Annotated in this window: 16 protein-coding genes; 10 read left to right on the top strand and 6 right to left on the bottom strand. The window is 64.2% G+C overall.

All coding sequences use genetic code 11. The annotated features are described in order from the left end of the window. The first annotated feature begins 85 nt into the window (after positions 1-85). From TabM4_RS18075 to TabM4_RS18050, 6 genes are all read left to right on the top strand, one after another. Positions 86-217: a hypothetical protein gene (locus TabM4_RS18075; RefSeq protein WP_434615601.1), complete on the top strand. Its 132-nt coding sequence runs from the start codon at positions 86-88 to the stop codon at positions 215-217. 195 nt (positions 218-412) lie between these two features. After that, positions 413-1,663: a sarcosine oxidase subunit beta family protein gene (locus TabM4_RS18070; RefSeq protein WP_434622165.1), complete on the top strand. Its 1,251-nt coding sequence runs from the start codon at positions 413-415 to the stop codon at positions 1,661-1,663. Positions 1,664-1,672: 9 nt separating this feature from the next. Next, positions 1,673-1,972 carry a sarcosine oxidase subunit delta gene (locus TabM4_RS18065; RefSeq protein WP_434615598.1) on the top strand — a complete coding sequence of 100 codons (300 nt, stop codon included), beginning with the start codon at positions 1,673-1,675 and terminating at the stop codon, positions 1,970-1,972. Continuing rightward, positions 1,969-4,923 (top strand): sarcosine oxidase subunit alpha family protein, encoded by a 2,955-nt coding sequence (locus tag TabM4_RS18060; RefSeq protein WP_434615595.1) that lies wholly within the window; start codon positions 1,969-1,971, stop codon positions 4,921-4,923. Before TabM4_RS18065 ends, TabM4_RS18060 begins: the two co-directional genes overlap by 4 nt. Then, entirely contained in the window at positions 4,916-5,482 is a 567-nt protein-coding gene (locus TabM4_RS18055; RefSeq protein ID WP_434615593.1) for a sarcosine oxidase subunit gamma, read from the top strand. Before TabM4_RS18060 ends, TabM4_RS18055 begins: the two co-directional genes overlap by 8 nt. 346 nt (positions 5,483-5,828) lie before the next feature. Then, positions 5,829-6,389: a helix-turn-helix domain-containing protein gene (locus TabM4_RS18050; RefSeq protein WP_434622163.1), complete on the top strand. Its 561-nt coding sequence runs from the start codon at positions 5,829-5,831 to the stop codon at positions 6,387-6,389. Here the strand turns inward: TabM4_RS18050 and TabM4_RS18045 are convergent. The 6 genes from TabM4_RS18045 to TabM4_RS18020 are packed head-to-tail and all read right to left on the bottom strand — an operon-like array spanning position 6,380 to position 9,638. Beyond that, complete coding sequence (locus tag TabM4_RS18045) at positions 6,380-6,646, bottom strand: hypothetical protein (RefSeq protein WP_434615591.1); 267 nt, start codon at positions 6,644-6,646, stop codon at positions 6,380-6,382. The genes TabM4_RS18050 and TabM4_RS18045 overlap by 10 nt on opposite strands. Beyond that, complete coding sequence (locus TabM4_RS18040) at positions 6,643-7,326, bottom strand: hypothetical protein (protein WP_434615588.1); 684 nt, start codon at positions 7,324-7,326, stop codon at positions 6,643-6,645. The genes TabM4_RS18045 and TabM4_RS18040 overlap by 4 nt, the downstream gene beginning before the upstream one ends. A 59-nt stretch (positions 7,327-7,385) precedes the next feature. After that, positions 7,386-8,825 carry an APC family permease gene (locus TabM4_RS18035; protein ID WP_434615585.1) on the bottom strand — a complete coding sequence of 480 codons (1,440 nt, stop codon included), beginning with the start codon at positions 8,823-8,825 and terminating at the stop codon, positions 7,386-7,388. Continuing rightward, complete coding sequence (locus TabM4_RS18030; protein ID WP_434615582.1) at positions 8,818-8,997, bottom strand: hypothetical protein; 180 nt, start codon at positions 8,995-8,997, stop codon at positions 8,818-8,820. The genes TabM4_RS18035 and TabM4_RS18030 overlap by 8 nt, the downstream gene beginning before the upstream one ends. A 13-nt stretch (positions 8,998-9,010) precedes the next feature. Further along, the gene (locus TabM4_RS18025) at positions 9,011-9,394 is read right to left on the bottom strand and encodes a hypothetical protein (protein WP_434615579.1); all 384 of its coding nucleotides are present in this window, start codon (positions 9,392-9,394) and stop codon (positions 9,011-9,013) included. Position 9,395: 1 nt separating this feature from the next. After that, complete coding sequence (locus tag TabM4_RS18020) at positions 9,396-9,638, bottom strand: hypothetical protein (protein WP_434615576.1); 243 nt, start codon at positions 9,636-9,638, stop codon at positions 9,396-9,398. A gap of 292 nt (positions 9,639-9,930) precedes the next feature. Between TabM4_RS18020 and TabM4_RS18015 the strand changes: the two genes are divergently transcribed. From TabM4_RS18015 to glnT, 4 genes are read left to right on the top strand one after another with little or no spacing between them, the layout of a single operon-like run. Beyond that, on the top strand, positions 9,931-10,827 hold the full coding sequence (locus tag TabM4_RS18015; protein ID WP_434615573.1) for a glutamine amidotransferase: 897 nt from the start codon (positions 9,931-9,933) through the stop codon (positions 10,825-10,827). A 4-nt stretch (positions 10,828-10,831) separates the two neighbouring features. Continuing rightward, entirely contained in the window at positions 10,832-11,521 is a 690-nt protein-coding gene (locus TabM4_RS18010; RefSeq protein ID WP_023664229.1) for a GXGXG domain-containing protein, read from the top strand. Between the two features lie 13 nt (positions 11,522-11,534). Further along, a complete protein-coding gene (locus tag TabM4_RS18005) occupies positions 11,535-12,863 on the top strand; it encodes an FMN-binding glutamate synthase family protein (RefSeq protein WP_434615570.1) in 1,329 nt (442 codons plus the stop codon). A gap of 48 nt (positions 12,864-12,911) precedes the next feature. Continuing rightward, positions 12,912-14,219 carry a type III glutamate--ammonia ligase gene (gene glnT, locus TabM4_RS18000; protein ID WP_434615567.1) on the top strand — a complete coding sequence of 436 codons (1,308 nt, stop codon included), beginning with the start codon at positions 12,912-12,914 and terminating at the stop codon, positions 14,217-14,219. The last annotated feature ends 230 nt before the right edge of the window (positions 14,220-14,449 follow it).

The raw sequence follows: 14,449 nt of genomic DNA, 5'->3' as shown, positions 1-14,449 counted from the left end.
GTCAGACCTGCCGAGGATTTGGAACACCGCCCGATATGCAATTTTCCCCGTGACCGGCAGCAAGACCGACCTCAGGGGGGGCCCGATGAAATCACGACCGAAAACCTTCGCCGCCATCCTGTCCAACATCGCGATGCCCATCATCTCGCGCGCCAGCCTCATCTGGTTCAGCTTCGTGGTGGCCCTCATTCTGGCCGACATCTACCGCCTCAATTAACCACGCCGCGTCTCATTCCGGTCCTGTCCCGCATCACCCGGTGCGGGCCGGAACTGCTTTCGCCGTGGCAGCCGCTGCCAAGACCCGCAGCGGATCATGCTCCTGTCGGTTCCGGATGGGCCGATGGCGGAAACGGATGGTGTTTCCCACGGCTTCGGGACCATAGTCGCGACAAAGCAATTATGGGAACCGACCATGCGCTATTCCGGCTTCCGAGTGATCGCCGAGGCTCTTACCGGCCACAAAGGGTGGAAACCCGCATGGCGCGACCCTGAACCGCAATCCTCCTACGATTACGTCATCGTCGGAGGCGGCGGCCACGGCCTCGCCACGGCCTATTACCTCGCCAAGGAATTCAAACAGGCCCGCATCGCCGTGCTGGAAAAGGGCTATCTCGGCGGCGGCAACGTGGGCCGGAACACGACCATCATCCGGTCGAACTACCTCCTCGACGGCAACGAACCCTTCTACGAATTCTCGCTGAAACTCTGGGAAGGGCTGGAGCAGGACTTCAACTATAACGCGATGGTCTCGCAGCGCGGCATCATCAACCTCTACCACACCGACGCGCAGCGCGACGCCTATACGCGGCGCGGCAACGCCATGATCCTGCACGGGGCCGACGCGGAACTCCTGAACCGCGATCAGGTGCGGGAGATGTATCCCTTCCTGAACTTCGACAACGCCCGCTTCCCCATCAAGGGCGCGCTGATGCAGCGCCGCGGCGGCACCGTCCGCCATGACGCGGTGGCATGGGGCTATGCGCGCGGGGCCGACATGCGCGGCGTGGACTTGATCCAGAACTGCGAAGTCATCGGCATCCGCACCGAGTCAGGCCGCGTCACCGGCGTCGACACCACCCGCGGCTTCATCGGCGCGAAAAAGGTCGGCGTCGCCGTCGCAGGCTCCTCCTCCAAGGTCATGTCCCACGTGAACATGCGCCTGCCCATCGAATCCCACGTCCTGCAGGCCTTCGTCTCCGAAGGCCTCAAACCCTTGATCGACGGCGTCATGACCTACGGCGCAGGCCACTTCTACGTCAGCCAAAGCGACAAGGGCGGCCTCGTCTTCGGCGGCGATATCGACGGCTACAACTCCTACGCCCAGCGCGGCAACCTGCCCGTGGTCGAAGACGTGGCCGAAGGCGGCATGTCCCTCATGCCCATGATCGGCCGCGCTCGCCTCCTGCGCTCATGGGGCGGGATCATGGATATGTCGATGGACGGCTCCCCCATCATCGACAGGACCGACATCGACCGCCTCTATTTCAACGGCGGCTGGTGCTATGGCGGGTTCAAGGCCACGCCCGCCTCCGGCTGGTGCTTCGCGCATCTCCTCGCCACCGACAAACCCCACCCCACCGCCACCGCCTATCGCTTCGATCGCTTCCGCAAGGGCCTGATGATCGACGAAAAAGGGCAGGGCGCGCAGCCCAACCTGCACTGAGGGCAAGCCATGATCATCAACCACCCCCTCCTCGGCCCCCGCGACGCGCAGGAATTCACCTATCTCGGCGACGCCGCCCTGATCGACCGCCCCGACGGGATGTCCTTCCCCTCGACCGAGGCCGCGCTGGACGCCTTCCACGACTACCTCTACCTGCGCGACAACCCCGCAGGCGAACACCGCGAGCTTTGGTATCACGAACAGGGCGACCGCTCATGGCTGGTCGTCACCCGCAACACCGTGACCCACGAAATCACCAAGGTCGAACTCGCCCGCGACGTGGCGCGCGCACGGGGGCGCAGCAAATGACGCAAGACAACCGCATCAAGTCCGGCGGCCAGATCGACCGCACCAAGACGCTCCGCTTCACCTTCGACGGCCACCCCTACACAGGCCACCCCGGCGACACGCTCGCCTCCGCCCTGCTGGCCAACGGCGTCCGCCTCATGGGCCGCAGCTTCAAATACCACCGCCCGCGCGGCCCCATCTCGGCAGGCAGCGAAGAACCCAACGCCATCGTCGAACTCCGCACCGGCGCGCGTCAGGAACCCAACACCCGCGCCACCGTCGCCGAACTCTTCGACGGGCTCACGGCGAACAGCCAGAACCGCTTCCCCTCGCTCAAATTCGACCTGATGGGGATCAACGACCGCCTCTCCCCCTTCTTCGCCGCGGGCTTCTACTACAAGACCTTCATGTGGCCCGCCGCGTTCTGGGAAAAGCTCTACGAACCCATCATCCGCCGCGCCGCAGGCCTCGGCTCGCTCACCCGGCAGGACGACCCCGACGACTACGACAAAGGCTTCCTCCACTGCGACATCCTGATCATCGGCGCAGGCCCCGCAGGTCTCATGGCCGCCCTGACCGCAGGCCGCGCGGGCGCCCGCGTCATCCTCGCCGATGAAGACTTCCGCATGGGCGGCCGCCTCAACGCCGAAACCCTGACCATCGGAAACCACGCGGGCGCCGACTGGGCCGCAGACACTGTCCGCACGCTGGCACAGATGCCCAACGTCCGCCTGATGCCCCGCACCACCGTCATCGGCGCGATGGACCACGGCATCTACGGCGCGGTCGAACGCGTCTCCGACCACCTCCCCGTGCCTGCGCAAGGCAAACCTCGCCAGATCCTCTGGCGCATCTACTCGCGCCAAGCCATCCTCGCAGGCGGCGCCACCGAACGCCCCATCGCCTTCGAGAACAACGACCGCCCCGGCATCATGCTGGCGGGCGCTCTGCGCACCTACGCCAACCGCTACGCCGTCGCGGTCGGAGATCGCGTTGCCGTCTTCACCAACAACGACGACGGCCTGCGCACCGCGACGGACCTTCAGGCCAAGGGCATCGACATCGCCGCCGTCATCGACACGCGGCAGGAAGGCGAACTCCTCTCCGGCATCCGCCACCTCAAGGGCGCGCAAGTCATCGACACGAAGGGCAAACTCGGCCTGAAATCCATCACCATCCGCCACGCCAACGGGAAAACCGAAACCCTCTCCGTCAACGCCCTCGGCGTCTCCGGCGGCTGGAACCCGAATCTCAACATCGCCAGCCACCACCGTGGCCGCCCGGTCTGGAACGAAGGCATCGCCGCCTTCACCCCCCCGACCGACGGTCCCGCAAACCTCACCGCCGCAGGCGGGGCCGCAGGCCACCTCTCAACCCACGCCGCCCTTACCACAGGCGCGCAACAAGCCAACGCCGCCCTCGAAGCCCTCGGCCTCACCCCCCACACCCCCGACCTGCCAAAGGCCGAAGACGCCCCCGGGAACATCACCCCCTTCTGGTATGTCCACGAAGGCACGGGCCGCGCCTGGATCGACCAGCAGAACGACGTCACGGTCAAGGACGTCAAACTGGCCAAGCAGGAAAACTTCACCTCCGTCGAACACCTGAAACGCTACACCACGCTCGGCATGGCGACGGATCAGGGCAAGACGGGCAACATCCTCGGCCTCGCCGTGATGGCGGAACTGACGGGCAAATCCATCCCGCAGACCGGAACCACCATCTACCGCCCGCCCTATACCCCCGTCGCCATGGGCGCCCTCGCAGGCCGCTCCCGTGGCCACGAATTCAAACCGACCCGCCTGACGCCCAGCCATAAATGGGCCACCGAACAGGGCGCCATCTTCGTCGAAGTCGGCATGTGGCTCCGCGCCCAATGGTTCCCCAAGGCGGGCGAGACCACATGGCGCCAGTCCGTCGACCGCGAAGTCCTGCAAACCCGCGCCTCCGTCGGCATCTGCGACGTGACGACCCTCGGCAAGATCGACGTGCAGGGCCGCGACGCGGGGGCCTTCCTCGACAAGGTCTACGCCAACACCTTCTCCACCCTCCCCGTCGGCAAGGTCCGCTACGGCCTGATGCTGCGCGAGGACGGGATCGTCATGGATGACGGCACCACCGCCCGTCTGGGCGAAAACGAATGGGTCACGACCACCACCACCGCCAACGCCGTCCCGGTCTTCCGGCACATGGAATATGTCCGCCAGTGCCTCTACCCCGACATGGACGTGCAACTGATCTCCACGACCGAAGCCTGGGCGCAATTCTCCGTCGCAGGACCCAACGCCCGCAAGCTCCTGCAAAAGGTCGTGGACCAAGACATCTCCGACGCCGCCTTCCCCTACATGGCCTGCGCCAACATCACCGTCTGCGGCGGCCTCCGCGCCCGTCTCTTCCGCATCTCCTTCTCGGGCGAACTCGCCTATGAGATCGCCGTCCCCACCCGCTACGGCGACGCCATGATCCGCGAGATGATGAAGGCGGGCGAGGAATTCGGGGCCGTCGCCTACGGCACGGAATCCTTGGGCGTCATGCGCGTCGAAAAGGGCCATGTCGCGGGGAACGAACTCAACGGCCAGACCACAGCGCTGAACATGGGCCTCGGCAAGATGGTGTCCAAGAAGAAAGACGCGATCGGCATGGTCCTCTCGCAACGCGAAGGGCTGACGCAGGAAAACGGCCTCCGCATCGTCGGCGTCAAACCCGTCGATCCGACCAAACCCCTCACCGCGGGTTCCCACTTCCTCGACATCGGCGCGGCCCCGGTGGCAGCAAACGATGGCGGCTGGCTCACCTCCGTCGTCTATTCCCCCCATCTCGGCTGCTCCATCGCGCTGGGCTACCTCAAGAACGGCGCCGCCCGCATCGGCGACCGCATGCGCGCCGTGAACCTGCTCGCCAAGACGGAGGTGGAGGTCGAAATCGTCTCGCCCCACTTCTTCGACCCGGAAGGAGAACGCCTCCGTGGCTGACCATCGTTTGAAACCGATCACCCCCCTCGGCCACGCCACGCCCCATAGCGTGACCATCGGCCCCGTGACGATCACCGAAGTCGTGGACACGGCGCTCGCCTCCCTCGCCGCCCGCATGGGCGAAGGGAAAGCCGTCGCCGACATCGCCGAAACGGCGGGCATCCCGCTGCCCGGCCCCGGCAAGGCCGCGCAAGGCGCGACCTATGCCAGCTTCTGGCTATCGCCCGACATGTGGATGGTAGAGGCCCCCTTCGCCACGCATGAGGACATCACGGCGATCCTCAAACCGCATTTCGGCGAAACCGCCAGCCTCACCGAACAGACCGACGCATGGGCGCGCTTCGACGTGACGGGGTCCGACCTGCCGTCGATGTTCGAACGCCTCTGCAACTTCGACCTGCGCGCCCACGGGCCGGGATCTGCCACCCGCACGGTGATCGAACACCTCGGCTGCTACGTCGTGATCCGCGCCGAAGGGCACCTATCCGTCATCGGCCCCCGCTCCTCGGCGGCGTCGGTCTTCCACGCGCTGGAAACGGCGGCGCGCTCCGCCTTCTGACAGGGCCAAGCCCGGCCCGGGTCAGGCCCGGGACGGGGTCCCCCTTGGACCTCACACCCAAACCCTTACCCGACCCTGACTTAACCGCCCGCTGCGTGCTGACAGTTTGCGGTACAGTTTTCGGCACAGGTCTCGGTACAGCCGATGACGTCGGTTCCGAAGCCTTGTCCGCCCCGGAATTTTCCCTATAGTAAAAATCCATTCGTCTATGTCCACTTTGGGGAGAAGGATGGAAGACCTCGACATCACGCCCGACACCGCCTCCGACCCGGTGATCCCCAAATCCAAACCCGTCTTCAGCCAAGACCCTCACCGCGTCCGCGAACTCGCCGAACGCAATCTGGAAATGGCCATAGGCCGCTCCGTCCGCGCCTTCCGCCGCCAGCAGGGCATGACCGTGGCCGATCTCGCCGCGGTCACCGGCCTCTCCATCGGCATGCTGTCCAAGATCGAGAACGGCATTACCTCGCCCTCGCTCACAACGCTGCAAATCCTTTCCCATGCCTTCTCCACCCCCATCACCTCCTTCTTCCGCGGCTACGAAGAAAAGCGGGAATGTCAGCATGTTAAGGCAGGCGAACACCTCGAAATCGAACGCCGTGGCACGCGCGCGGGGCATCAATACCATCTGCTCGGCCATATCGGATCGAACAGTTCGGGCGTCGTGGTGGAACCCTATGTCATCACGCTGACGGCGGAATCCGACACTTTCCCCGCCTTCCAGCATGACGGGATCGAACTGCTCTACATGCTGGAGGGCGAGGTCACGTATCGCCATGGCGACAACCTCTATCACCTCGAACCCGGCGACAGCCTCTTCTTCGATGCCGATGCCCCGCATGGCCCCGAGGTGCTGGTGAAACTCCCCGCCCGCTACCTGTCGATCATCAGCTACCCTCAGGCCTGATGCCGCCAAACCTCATACCGGATCCGCCCGATCCGGTAGGCATCCAGTATCGACATCGCCCAAACGAACAGCCCACCGGCATATTTCCCGACAAGCGAAACCTCGGGACTCGCGGTCTTCACCGTGAACGCGCCCAGCAGGATGATGAAGAACAGGAACACCAGCCCCCGCACCGGTTGCCGGCAAGCCACATGCCCAACCCCCGGCAAAACCACGGCAAGGGCAAGAATCACCCATGGATTCAACGGTTTCTTCATTCCACCTTCCCCCCTGTCTCCTGCAACACCGCCCTCCGCAACCTCTTCGCGGCCGCCAGAAAGGGCGCAAGCCGCGCCGGCGGCAGCGGCAGCCGCCCCATCTCGGCATCGCGAAAGATCAGATAGCGCCCGCGATGCGCCTCTTCTGCCAGAAACACCAGCCGCACCCCCTTCGGCGTGACCAGAATCTCCTTCAACCGCCGTTCGTCCACCGCGCCAAGCACCTCGCGGATCGCTGCTTCGAAGGGCACCGCCCCCGGCGCGTCCGACCGGATGGCGCAGTCCTCCGGAAACCCGGGCGGCACCGGGATCTGCACGGGCAACTGCCCGAAATTGCTGAAGCTTTCCAACCCGGTCGGGCGCAGCATCACATTCACGGTCGCCCCCGTAGGCAACGGCACCGGTATGCTGACCAGCACCCAAAGCGCAGGCAGCTTCCGCAGGGTCAGGCTGTCAGCCACCACCTGTAGATCGAATTCCTCACCCTCGTGCCAGCCCGCCAGACGCGGAAAACCCGAAGGCTGCATCTGCAGACGCCGCCCCTCGAACAGACCTTCCGCCGACGATAGAAATCCCGCCCGCCGCGCTGCACGCACGGCCTGCTCGCGGCGCAGCACAAAATAAACGAAAGCGCCTACCCCAAGGGTAAGCGCCAGTAAGAAAAGACCCTTCAGTTCCATATCTTGCGGCTTCCCGATTGGGTCCGGCCCACCGTCTCGGGCGGGCCGGACCTATGCGTTCAATACCCCCGCGGCTTCGGCCAAGGCATGGTGAACTGATCCGCCCGCTTGACGAAGCGATACCGCCAGAAGTGGAACCACAGCGACACCACGATGTAGAAACTCACCATCGCGATCAACTGGGTTCCGTATCCAAGGAACACCGCGAAATAGGTCACCGAACACAGCGCGATAAGCAGGATCGCCGGGATCGGGTGGAACGGATGCTCATACCCCCGCTTGATCGTGTCCAGCGGCCATTTCCGCCGGAACAGGATCACGTTGATCGGCATGAACGTATATCCCAGCAGACCCGAAAGGATCGAGAAGGTGATCACCTGATCCAAGGGCGCCCCCAGCGCGAAGATCAGCGCGATGGGAACAAGGAAGATGATCGCCCGATAGGGCGTCCGATAGGTCGGATGCACCGCCCCGAACCACTGCGGCAGGTAATGGTCGCGCCCCATGGAAAACCACGCCCGCGACGCATCGTTGATGCAGCCATTGGCCGAGGCCAGCGTCGCAAACAGCGTCCCGAAGCCGAGGATCACGATCAACGCATCCGACCCGGTCATCTGCGCCGCGCTGAACAGCGGCGCCACGGCCCCGTTCACCCCGTCACCAAGGTATTCCCAAGGCAGATAGCCCACGCAGATATACCACGTCAGCGTCGCCGCGATCAGCAGCGTCATGATCCCGGCCAGCGTCCCGAAGGGCAGCGACCGCGCGGGCGACCGCACCTCTTCCGCTGCCTGAGTCGTGCCTTCGATGCCAAGGTAGAACCAAAGCCCGAAATGCATCGCCGCCAGCACGCCCAGCCAGCCATAGGGCAGGGCGGCCTGACCCGACATCAGGTCGGCATGGGCCAGCAGCGACGTATCGCTCCACGGGGCCGAGGCGAAGAACAGGATCAGGATGGCGCAGAAGGCAAACGCCGTGATGATCAGGTTGAAGGTCAGCGTCGCCAGCACGCCCCGATAGTTCAGCCAGGCCAGGAACATGATCGCCAGGATGATGAACGGCCGCTGGTCCAGCGGTTCCGTCGCCCCCGTCATGTCCGCCGCGACCGAAATCAGGTAACCCAGCGTGATCGCGTTCCCCGCCTCCAGCATGGTGTATGCAAAGACGAGGTATAGCCCCACGTTGAACGCCATCAGCGGCCCGACGATATGCTTGGCCTGCGTATACTGCCCGCCCGCCGCCGCGACCGTCGAAGTCACCTCCGAATCGATCATCGCCACGCAGGAATACAGGATCCCCGCGAACCAGCAGGCGATCAGCGCCGCATAGGCCCCGCCTTTGCCCACGGCAAAGTTCCAGCCCATGTATTCGCCCACCAGCACGATCCCCACGCCCAGCGCCCAGACATGGGCAGGACCCAGAACCCGCAGCAGGCCGACCTTGGTGCCATGCGGCCCCATGCCGTCCATCGTCTTCGAGGTGATGTCGATGTCAGACATTTCCGCCTCCCTCCAGCCGGTGCTGCTCGGTCATCGCCTCGATCTCGCCCTCACGGGACGAGGTGAGGACGTCTTCGGAATAGGTCGAATCGGTGCGGTACCAGTCCCAGACCATGTGCAGCGCGAACAGGGCGGAAAGCACCCATGCGCCTGTTTCAATCATCGGCCACATATCGGTTGCTCCCTCACTTGCCATCGAACTTTTCGGCGATGACCTCGCGGTATTCCTTTTCGGAAAGCCGCAGCATCATCACGAAATAGCCCACGATCACCACCACCATCAGCGCCAGCGCACCCCAAGTGAAGGAATAGTCATAACGCGCCGTGATCATGTCATGCGCGGCGGCAGGGTCGGCAAATCCCAGCGCGTTCCAGCGTTCGACCATCACCGCATTCTGGCCAAGGCTCTCCCATGTCGGGTTGTCCACGGGTATTGGCAGCTTCGACGAACCCGCAAGGCCCAGCCAGAGCGGGATGTAAAGCGCGCCGATGGACAGAATCAGCAGGACGATGACGTCAATCACCTGCCCAATCTTGCTCTGCTTCGGGGGGACATATCGCGCCATCATGTCACCTCTTCGCCGCGCGGGCTTCATCAAGGAACTTGATGTCCAGCCCGTACATGAAGTCGCGATCCTCGCGGTAATGGCGCAGCATCGCCATGATCGCGGCGGTATTCAGCACCAGCACGGCGAATCCGCCGATCAGAAGCAGCGTCCGCGCCCCTGACGAGGGCGCAAACGACCAGGTGGCAATCGCCACGAAGATCACGGCCAGCCACAAGCCGATGACGAATGCCCAGGCGACGGACATGTCCCGCTTGTGAATGGCCTGAATTCGGGAATTCAGGTCCGACACAGTTTCCTCCCTTGGCCCTCTCTTGTGCCACTCCGCATGCGGGCCGGGGATGCGGGGGTGTTCGCTGTGTGTGAACATTCTTTCCCCTAGGGAAGCACGCCCTGCGGCATTCTGTCAAAACATTTGCATATAAAATGTGCGGTTTGAAAAAATCATTGCCCACCAGTTAAAAAAGTTTCTTCTCAGTTGAGCGGTGAAATCTTCGGTGCTAGCGTGGGCCACAGATGCGAACAGAGGAGTCGGCTCCATGTGTGGAATCGTCGGTCTTTTCCTGAAGGACCCCAAGCTTGAACCGCAGCTCGGTGCGATGCTCACCGACATGCTCATCACCATGACCGACCGCGGCCCCGACTCGGCGGGCATCGCGATCTACGGCCGCCCCGAAAAGGGCAAGGCCAAGCTCACGGTGCAATCCGCCAACCCGGATGCCGACTTCGCCACCCTCGCCGAAGACCTTGGAAAGGCCATCGCCGCCAAGGTGACGGGGCAGGTCAAGGACACCCACATGGTCCTTGAACTCCCCGAAGACCGGCTCGAAGCTGCCCGCCACGCCATGCGCGACCTGCGCCCCAAGGCCAAGGTCATGTCGGCGGGTGAAGGCATTGAGATTTATAAGGAAGTCGGCCTTCCCAAGGATGTGGCGGCCCGCTTCGAAGTCTCGCGCATGTCCGGCACCCACGGCATCGGCCACACCCGCATGGCCACCGAATCCGCCGTCACCACGATGGGCGCGCACCCCTTCTCGACCGGCTCCGACCAGTGCCTCGTCCACAACGGCTCGCTCTCGAACCACAACTCCGTCCGCCGCGTCCTGCGTCAGGCCGGCATGACCTTCGAGACGGAGAACGACACCGAAGTCGCCGCCGCCTTCATCAGCCACAAGCTGCAAGAAGGCGCAAAACTCGGCGAGGCGATGGAAGCCACCCTCACCGACCTCGACGGCTTCTTCACCTTCGTCGTCGGCACCAAGAACGGCTTCGGCGTCGTCCGCGACCCGATCGCCTGCAAGCCTGCCGTCATGGCCGAAACCGACCAATACGTCGCCTTCGGCTCCGAATACCGCGCGATGGTGAACCTGCCGGGCATCGACTCCGCCCGCGTCTGGGAACCGGAGCCCGCAACCGTCTACTTCTGGGAACGCTGAGACCATGCAGACATTCGACCTCTCCGCCCAAGGCTTGCGGGCGCTGAACTCGACGCTCCACGGCCTGAAGGGCCAGACCAACATGACGTCTTGGGAGATCATCAACCCCAAGGGCGCGCATGCCATCGCCGTGGGCCTCGACGCCCCCGTCGACGTCACGGTCCGCGGTTCGACCGGCTATTACTGCGCCGGGATGAACAAGCAGGCGACCGTCCGCGTCAAAGGCTCCGCCGGTCCGGGTGTGGCCGAGAACATGATGTCCGGCACCGTCATCATCGACGGCGATGCCAGCCAATATGCGGGCGCGACGGGTCGCGGTGGCCTTCTGGTCATCAAGGGCAACGCCTCCTCGCGCTGCGGCATCTCGATGAAGGGCATCGACATCGTCGTCCACGGCAACATCGGCCACATGTCCGCCTTCATGGCCCAGTCCGGCAACATGGTCGTGCTGGGTGACGCGGGCGAGGCCCTCGGCGATAGCCTCTACGAAGCCCGCCTCTTCGTCCGCGGTTCGGTCAAATCCCTCGGTGCCGACTGTATCGAGAAAGAGATGCGCCCCGAACACCTCGCCCTCCTCGCCGACCTGCTGAAGCGGGGCGAGGCCGACCATCTGGCCAAGCCCGAGGAATTCAAGCGCTACGGCTCCGCCCGCAAGCTTTACACCTTCAATATCGACAACGCGTCGTCCTACTGAGGCTGCAAGAAGAATGAGCGATTTTCCCCGTACGCCGCCCAAGCAGTCGTGGACCTTCTCCAACGACATCAACGCCGAAATCCGCCGCGCCGCCGCAACCGGCATCTACGACATCCGCGGCGGTGGCTCGAAGCGGAAACTCCCGCATTTCGACGACCTCCTCTTCCTCGGCGCCTCCATCTCGCGCTACCCGCTCGAAGGCTACCGCGAGAAATGCGCGACCGACGTCTGGCTCGGCACCCGCTATGCGAAGAAGCCGATCCACCTCGACATCCCCGTGACCATCGCCGGCATGTCCTTCGGCGCGCTGTCGGGTCCGGCCAAGGAAGCCCTCGGTCGCGGGGCCTCCGCCGCAGGCACCTCCACCACCACCGGTGACGGCGGCATGACGGAAGAGGAACGCGGGCATTCCAAGACCCTCGTCTATCAATACCTGCCGTCGCGCTATGGCATGAACCCCGACGACCTCCGCCGCGCCGACGCGATTGAGGTCGTGGTGGGGCAGGGGGCCAAACCCGGCGGCGGCGGCATGCTCCTCGGGCAAAAGATCTCCGACCGCGTGGCCCAGATGCGCAACCTGCCGAAAGGCATCGACCAGCGCTCCGCCTGCCGTCACCCCGACTGGACGGGTCCCGACGATCTGGAAATCAAGATCCTCGAACTGCGCGAAATCACGGATTGGGAAAAGCCGATCTATGTGAAAGTCGGCGGCGCCCGCCCCTATTACGACACCGCGCTCGCCGTGAAGGCAGGCGCTGACGTCGTGGTGCTGGACGGCATGCAGGGCGGCACCGCCGCCACGCAGGACGTCTTCATCGAAAACGTCGGCATGCCCATCCTCGCCTGCATCCCGCAGGCCGTGAAGGCGCTGCAGGACCTCGGCATGCACCGCAAGGTGCAGCTCATCGTCTCGGGTGGCATCCGCTCCGGCGCCGACGTGGCCAAGGCCATGGCGCTGGGCGCCGACGCCGTCGCCATCGGCACCGCCGCCCTCATCGCGCTGGGCGACAACGACCCCGCGCTCGAGGCCGAATACCAGAAGCTCGGCACCACCGCCGGCGCCTATGACGACTGGCACGAAGGCAAGGACCCGGCAGGAATCACCACGCAGGACCCGGAACTCTTCAAACGCTTCGACCCCATCCTCGGCGGTCGCCGCTTGAAGAATTACCTCAAGGTGATGACGCTGGAGGCGCAGACCATCGCCCGCGCCTGCGGCAAGAATCACCTGCACAACCTCGAACCCGAGGATCTCTGCGCGCTGTCCATCGAAGCCGCCGCCATGGCAGGCGTCCCGCTGGCCGGCACCAACTGGATACCGGGCCGCAACGGCGGCTTCTGAAGACACACACGGCGACAAGCCGGAAAACGACAGGACAGGGAGTTTTAAATGGCAAAAGATCTTGCCAAGTGGGCCGCCGAACGGGGCGTGAAGTATTTCATGATCTCCTACACGGACCTCTTCGGAAGCCAGCGCGCCAAGCTGGTTCCGACTCAGGCCATCAACGACATGGCCGAGGAAGGGGCAGGTTTCGCCGGGTTCGCCACCTGGCTCGACCTCACCCCCGCCCACCCGGACCTCATGGCCGTGCCCGATCCGGACTCGGCCATCCAGCTTCCGTGGAAGAAGGATGTCGCTTGGGTCGCGGCCCGCGCCACGATGGAAGGCAAGCTTGTCGAACAGGCCCCCCGCAATGTGCTGGAGCGTCTGGTCGCCGAGGCCGCAAAGGATGGGCTGCGCGTCAAGACGGGGGTGGAACCGGAATTCTTCATCCTCAATGCCGAAGGCACCGCCGCCTCCGACATCTACGATACGGCCGAAAAGCCCTGCTACGATCAGCAGGCGATCATGCGCCGCTATGACGTGATCAGCGAGATCTGCGACTACATGCTGGAGCTTGGCTGGGAGGCCTATCAGAACGACCACGAAGACGCGATCGGCCAGTTCGAGATGAACTGGAAATACGACGACGTCCTCCAGACCGCCGACAAACACAGCTTCTTCAAGTTCATGGTGAAGTCGGTCGCCGAAAAGCACGGCTTCCGTGCCACCTTTATGCCCAAGCCCTTCAAGGGCCTCACGGGGTCGGGCTGCCACGCCCACATCTCCGTCTGGTCGCTCGATGGCAAGACCAACGCCTTCTCCGATCCGACGAAGGAACTGTCGCTCTCCGATCAGGGACGCAACTTCCTTGGCGGGATCATGAAACACGCCTCGGCGCTGGCTGCGATCTGCAACCCGACGGTGAACAGCTACAAGCGCATCAACGCGCCCCGCACCTCGTCGGGCGCGACATGGGCACCGAATACGGTGACATGGACGGGCAACAACCGCACCCACATGGTCCGCGTCCCCGGCCCCGGCCGGTTCGAGTTGCGCCTGCCCGACGGCGCGGCGAATCCCTACCTGCTGCAGGCCGTCATCCTTGCCGCGGGCCTTGACGGCGTCCGCACCAAGGCCGATCCCGGCCGCCGCTACGACATCGACATGTATCAGCAGGGCCATACGGTCAAAGGTGCGCCCAAGCTGCCGCTGAACCTGCTCGACGCGCTGCGCGAATATGACAAGGACAAGACGCTCAAGGCCATGATGGGCGAGGAATTCTCCTCCGCCTACCTCAAGCTCAAGCAGAAGGAATGGGACAGCTTCGTTTCCCACTTCTCCCGCTGGGAGCATGAGAACACGCTCGACATCTGATCCGCCTTCCCCCTGAGGGCGTGCCTTCCCCGCCAGAGCGATCTGGCGGGTTTCTTTTTTGCGCGGCGACAGCCCCCGCGAAACCCCGCCCCGGACACGTCCGGGACCTCCGCGCCAAACCTCAAAACACCCTGTGCCAACGCCATAGGGCGGGGTTCACCCCGCCAATCTCCGCCCCATCCGCCGCTCCTTGCGCGTCAACATCGCCATAATTATACGTTGTATAAATA

This window comes from Tabrizicola sp. M-4 (genome assembly GCF_051132405.1).
Classification (GTDB): domain Bacteria; phylum Pseudomonadota; class Alphaproteobacteria; order Rhodobacterales; family Rhodobacteraceae; genus Paragemmobacter.
This window is presented reverse-complemented; position numbering and strand designations above follow the sequence as displayed.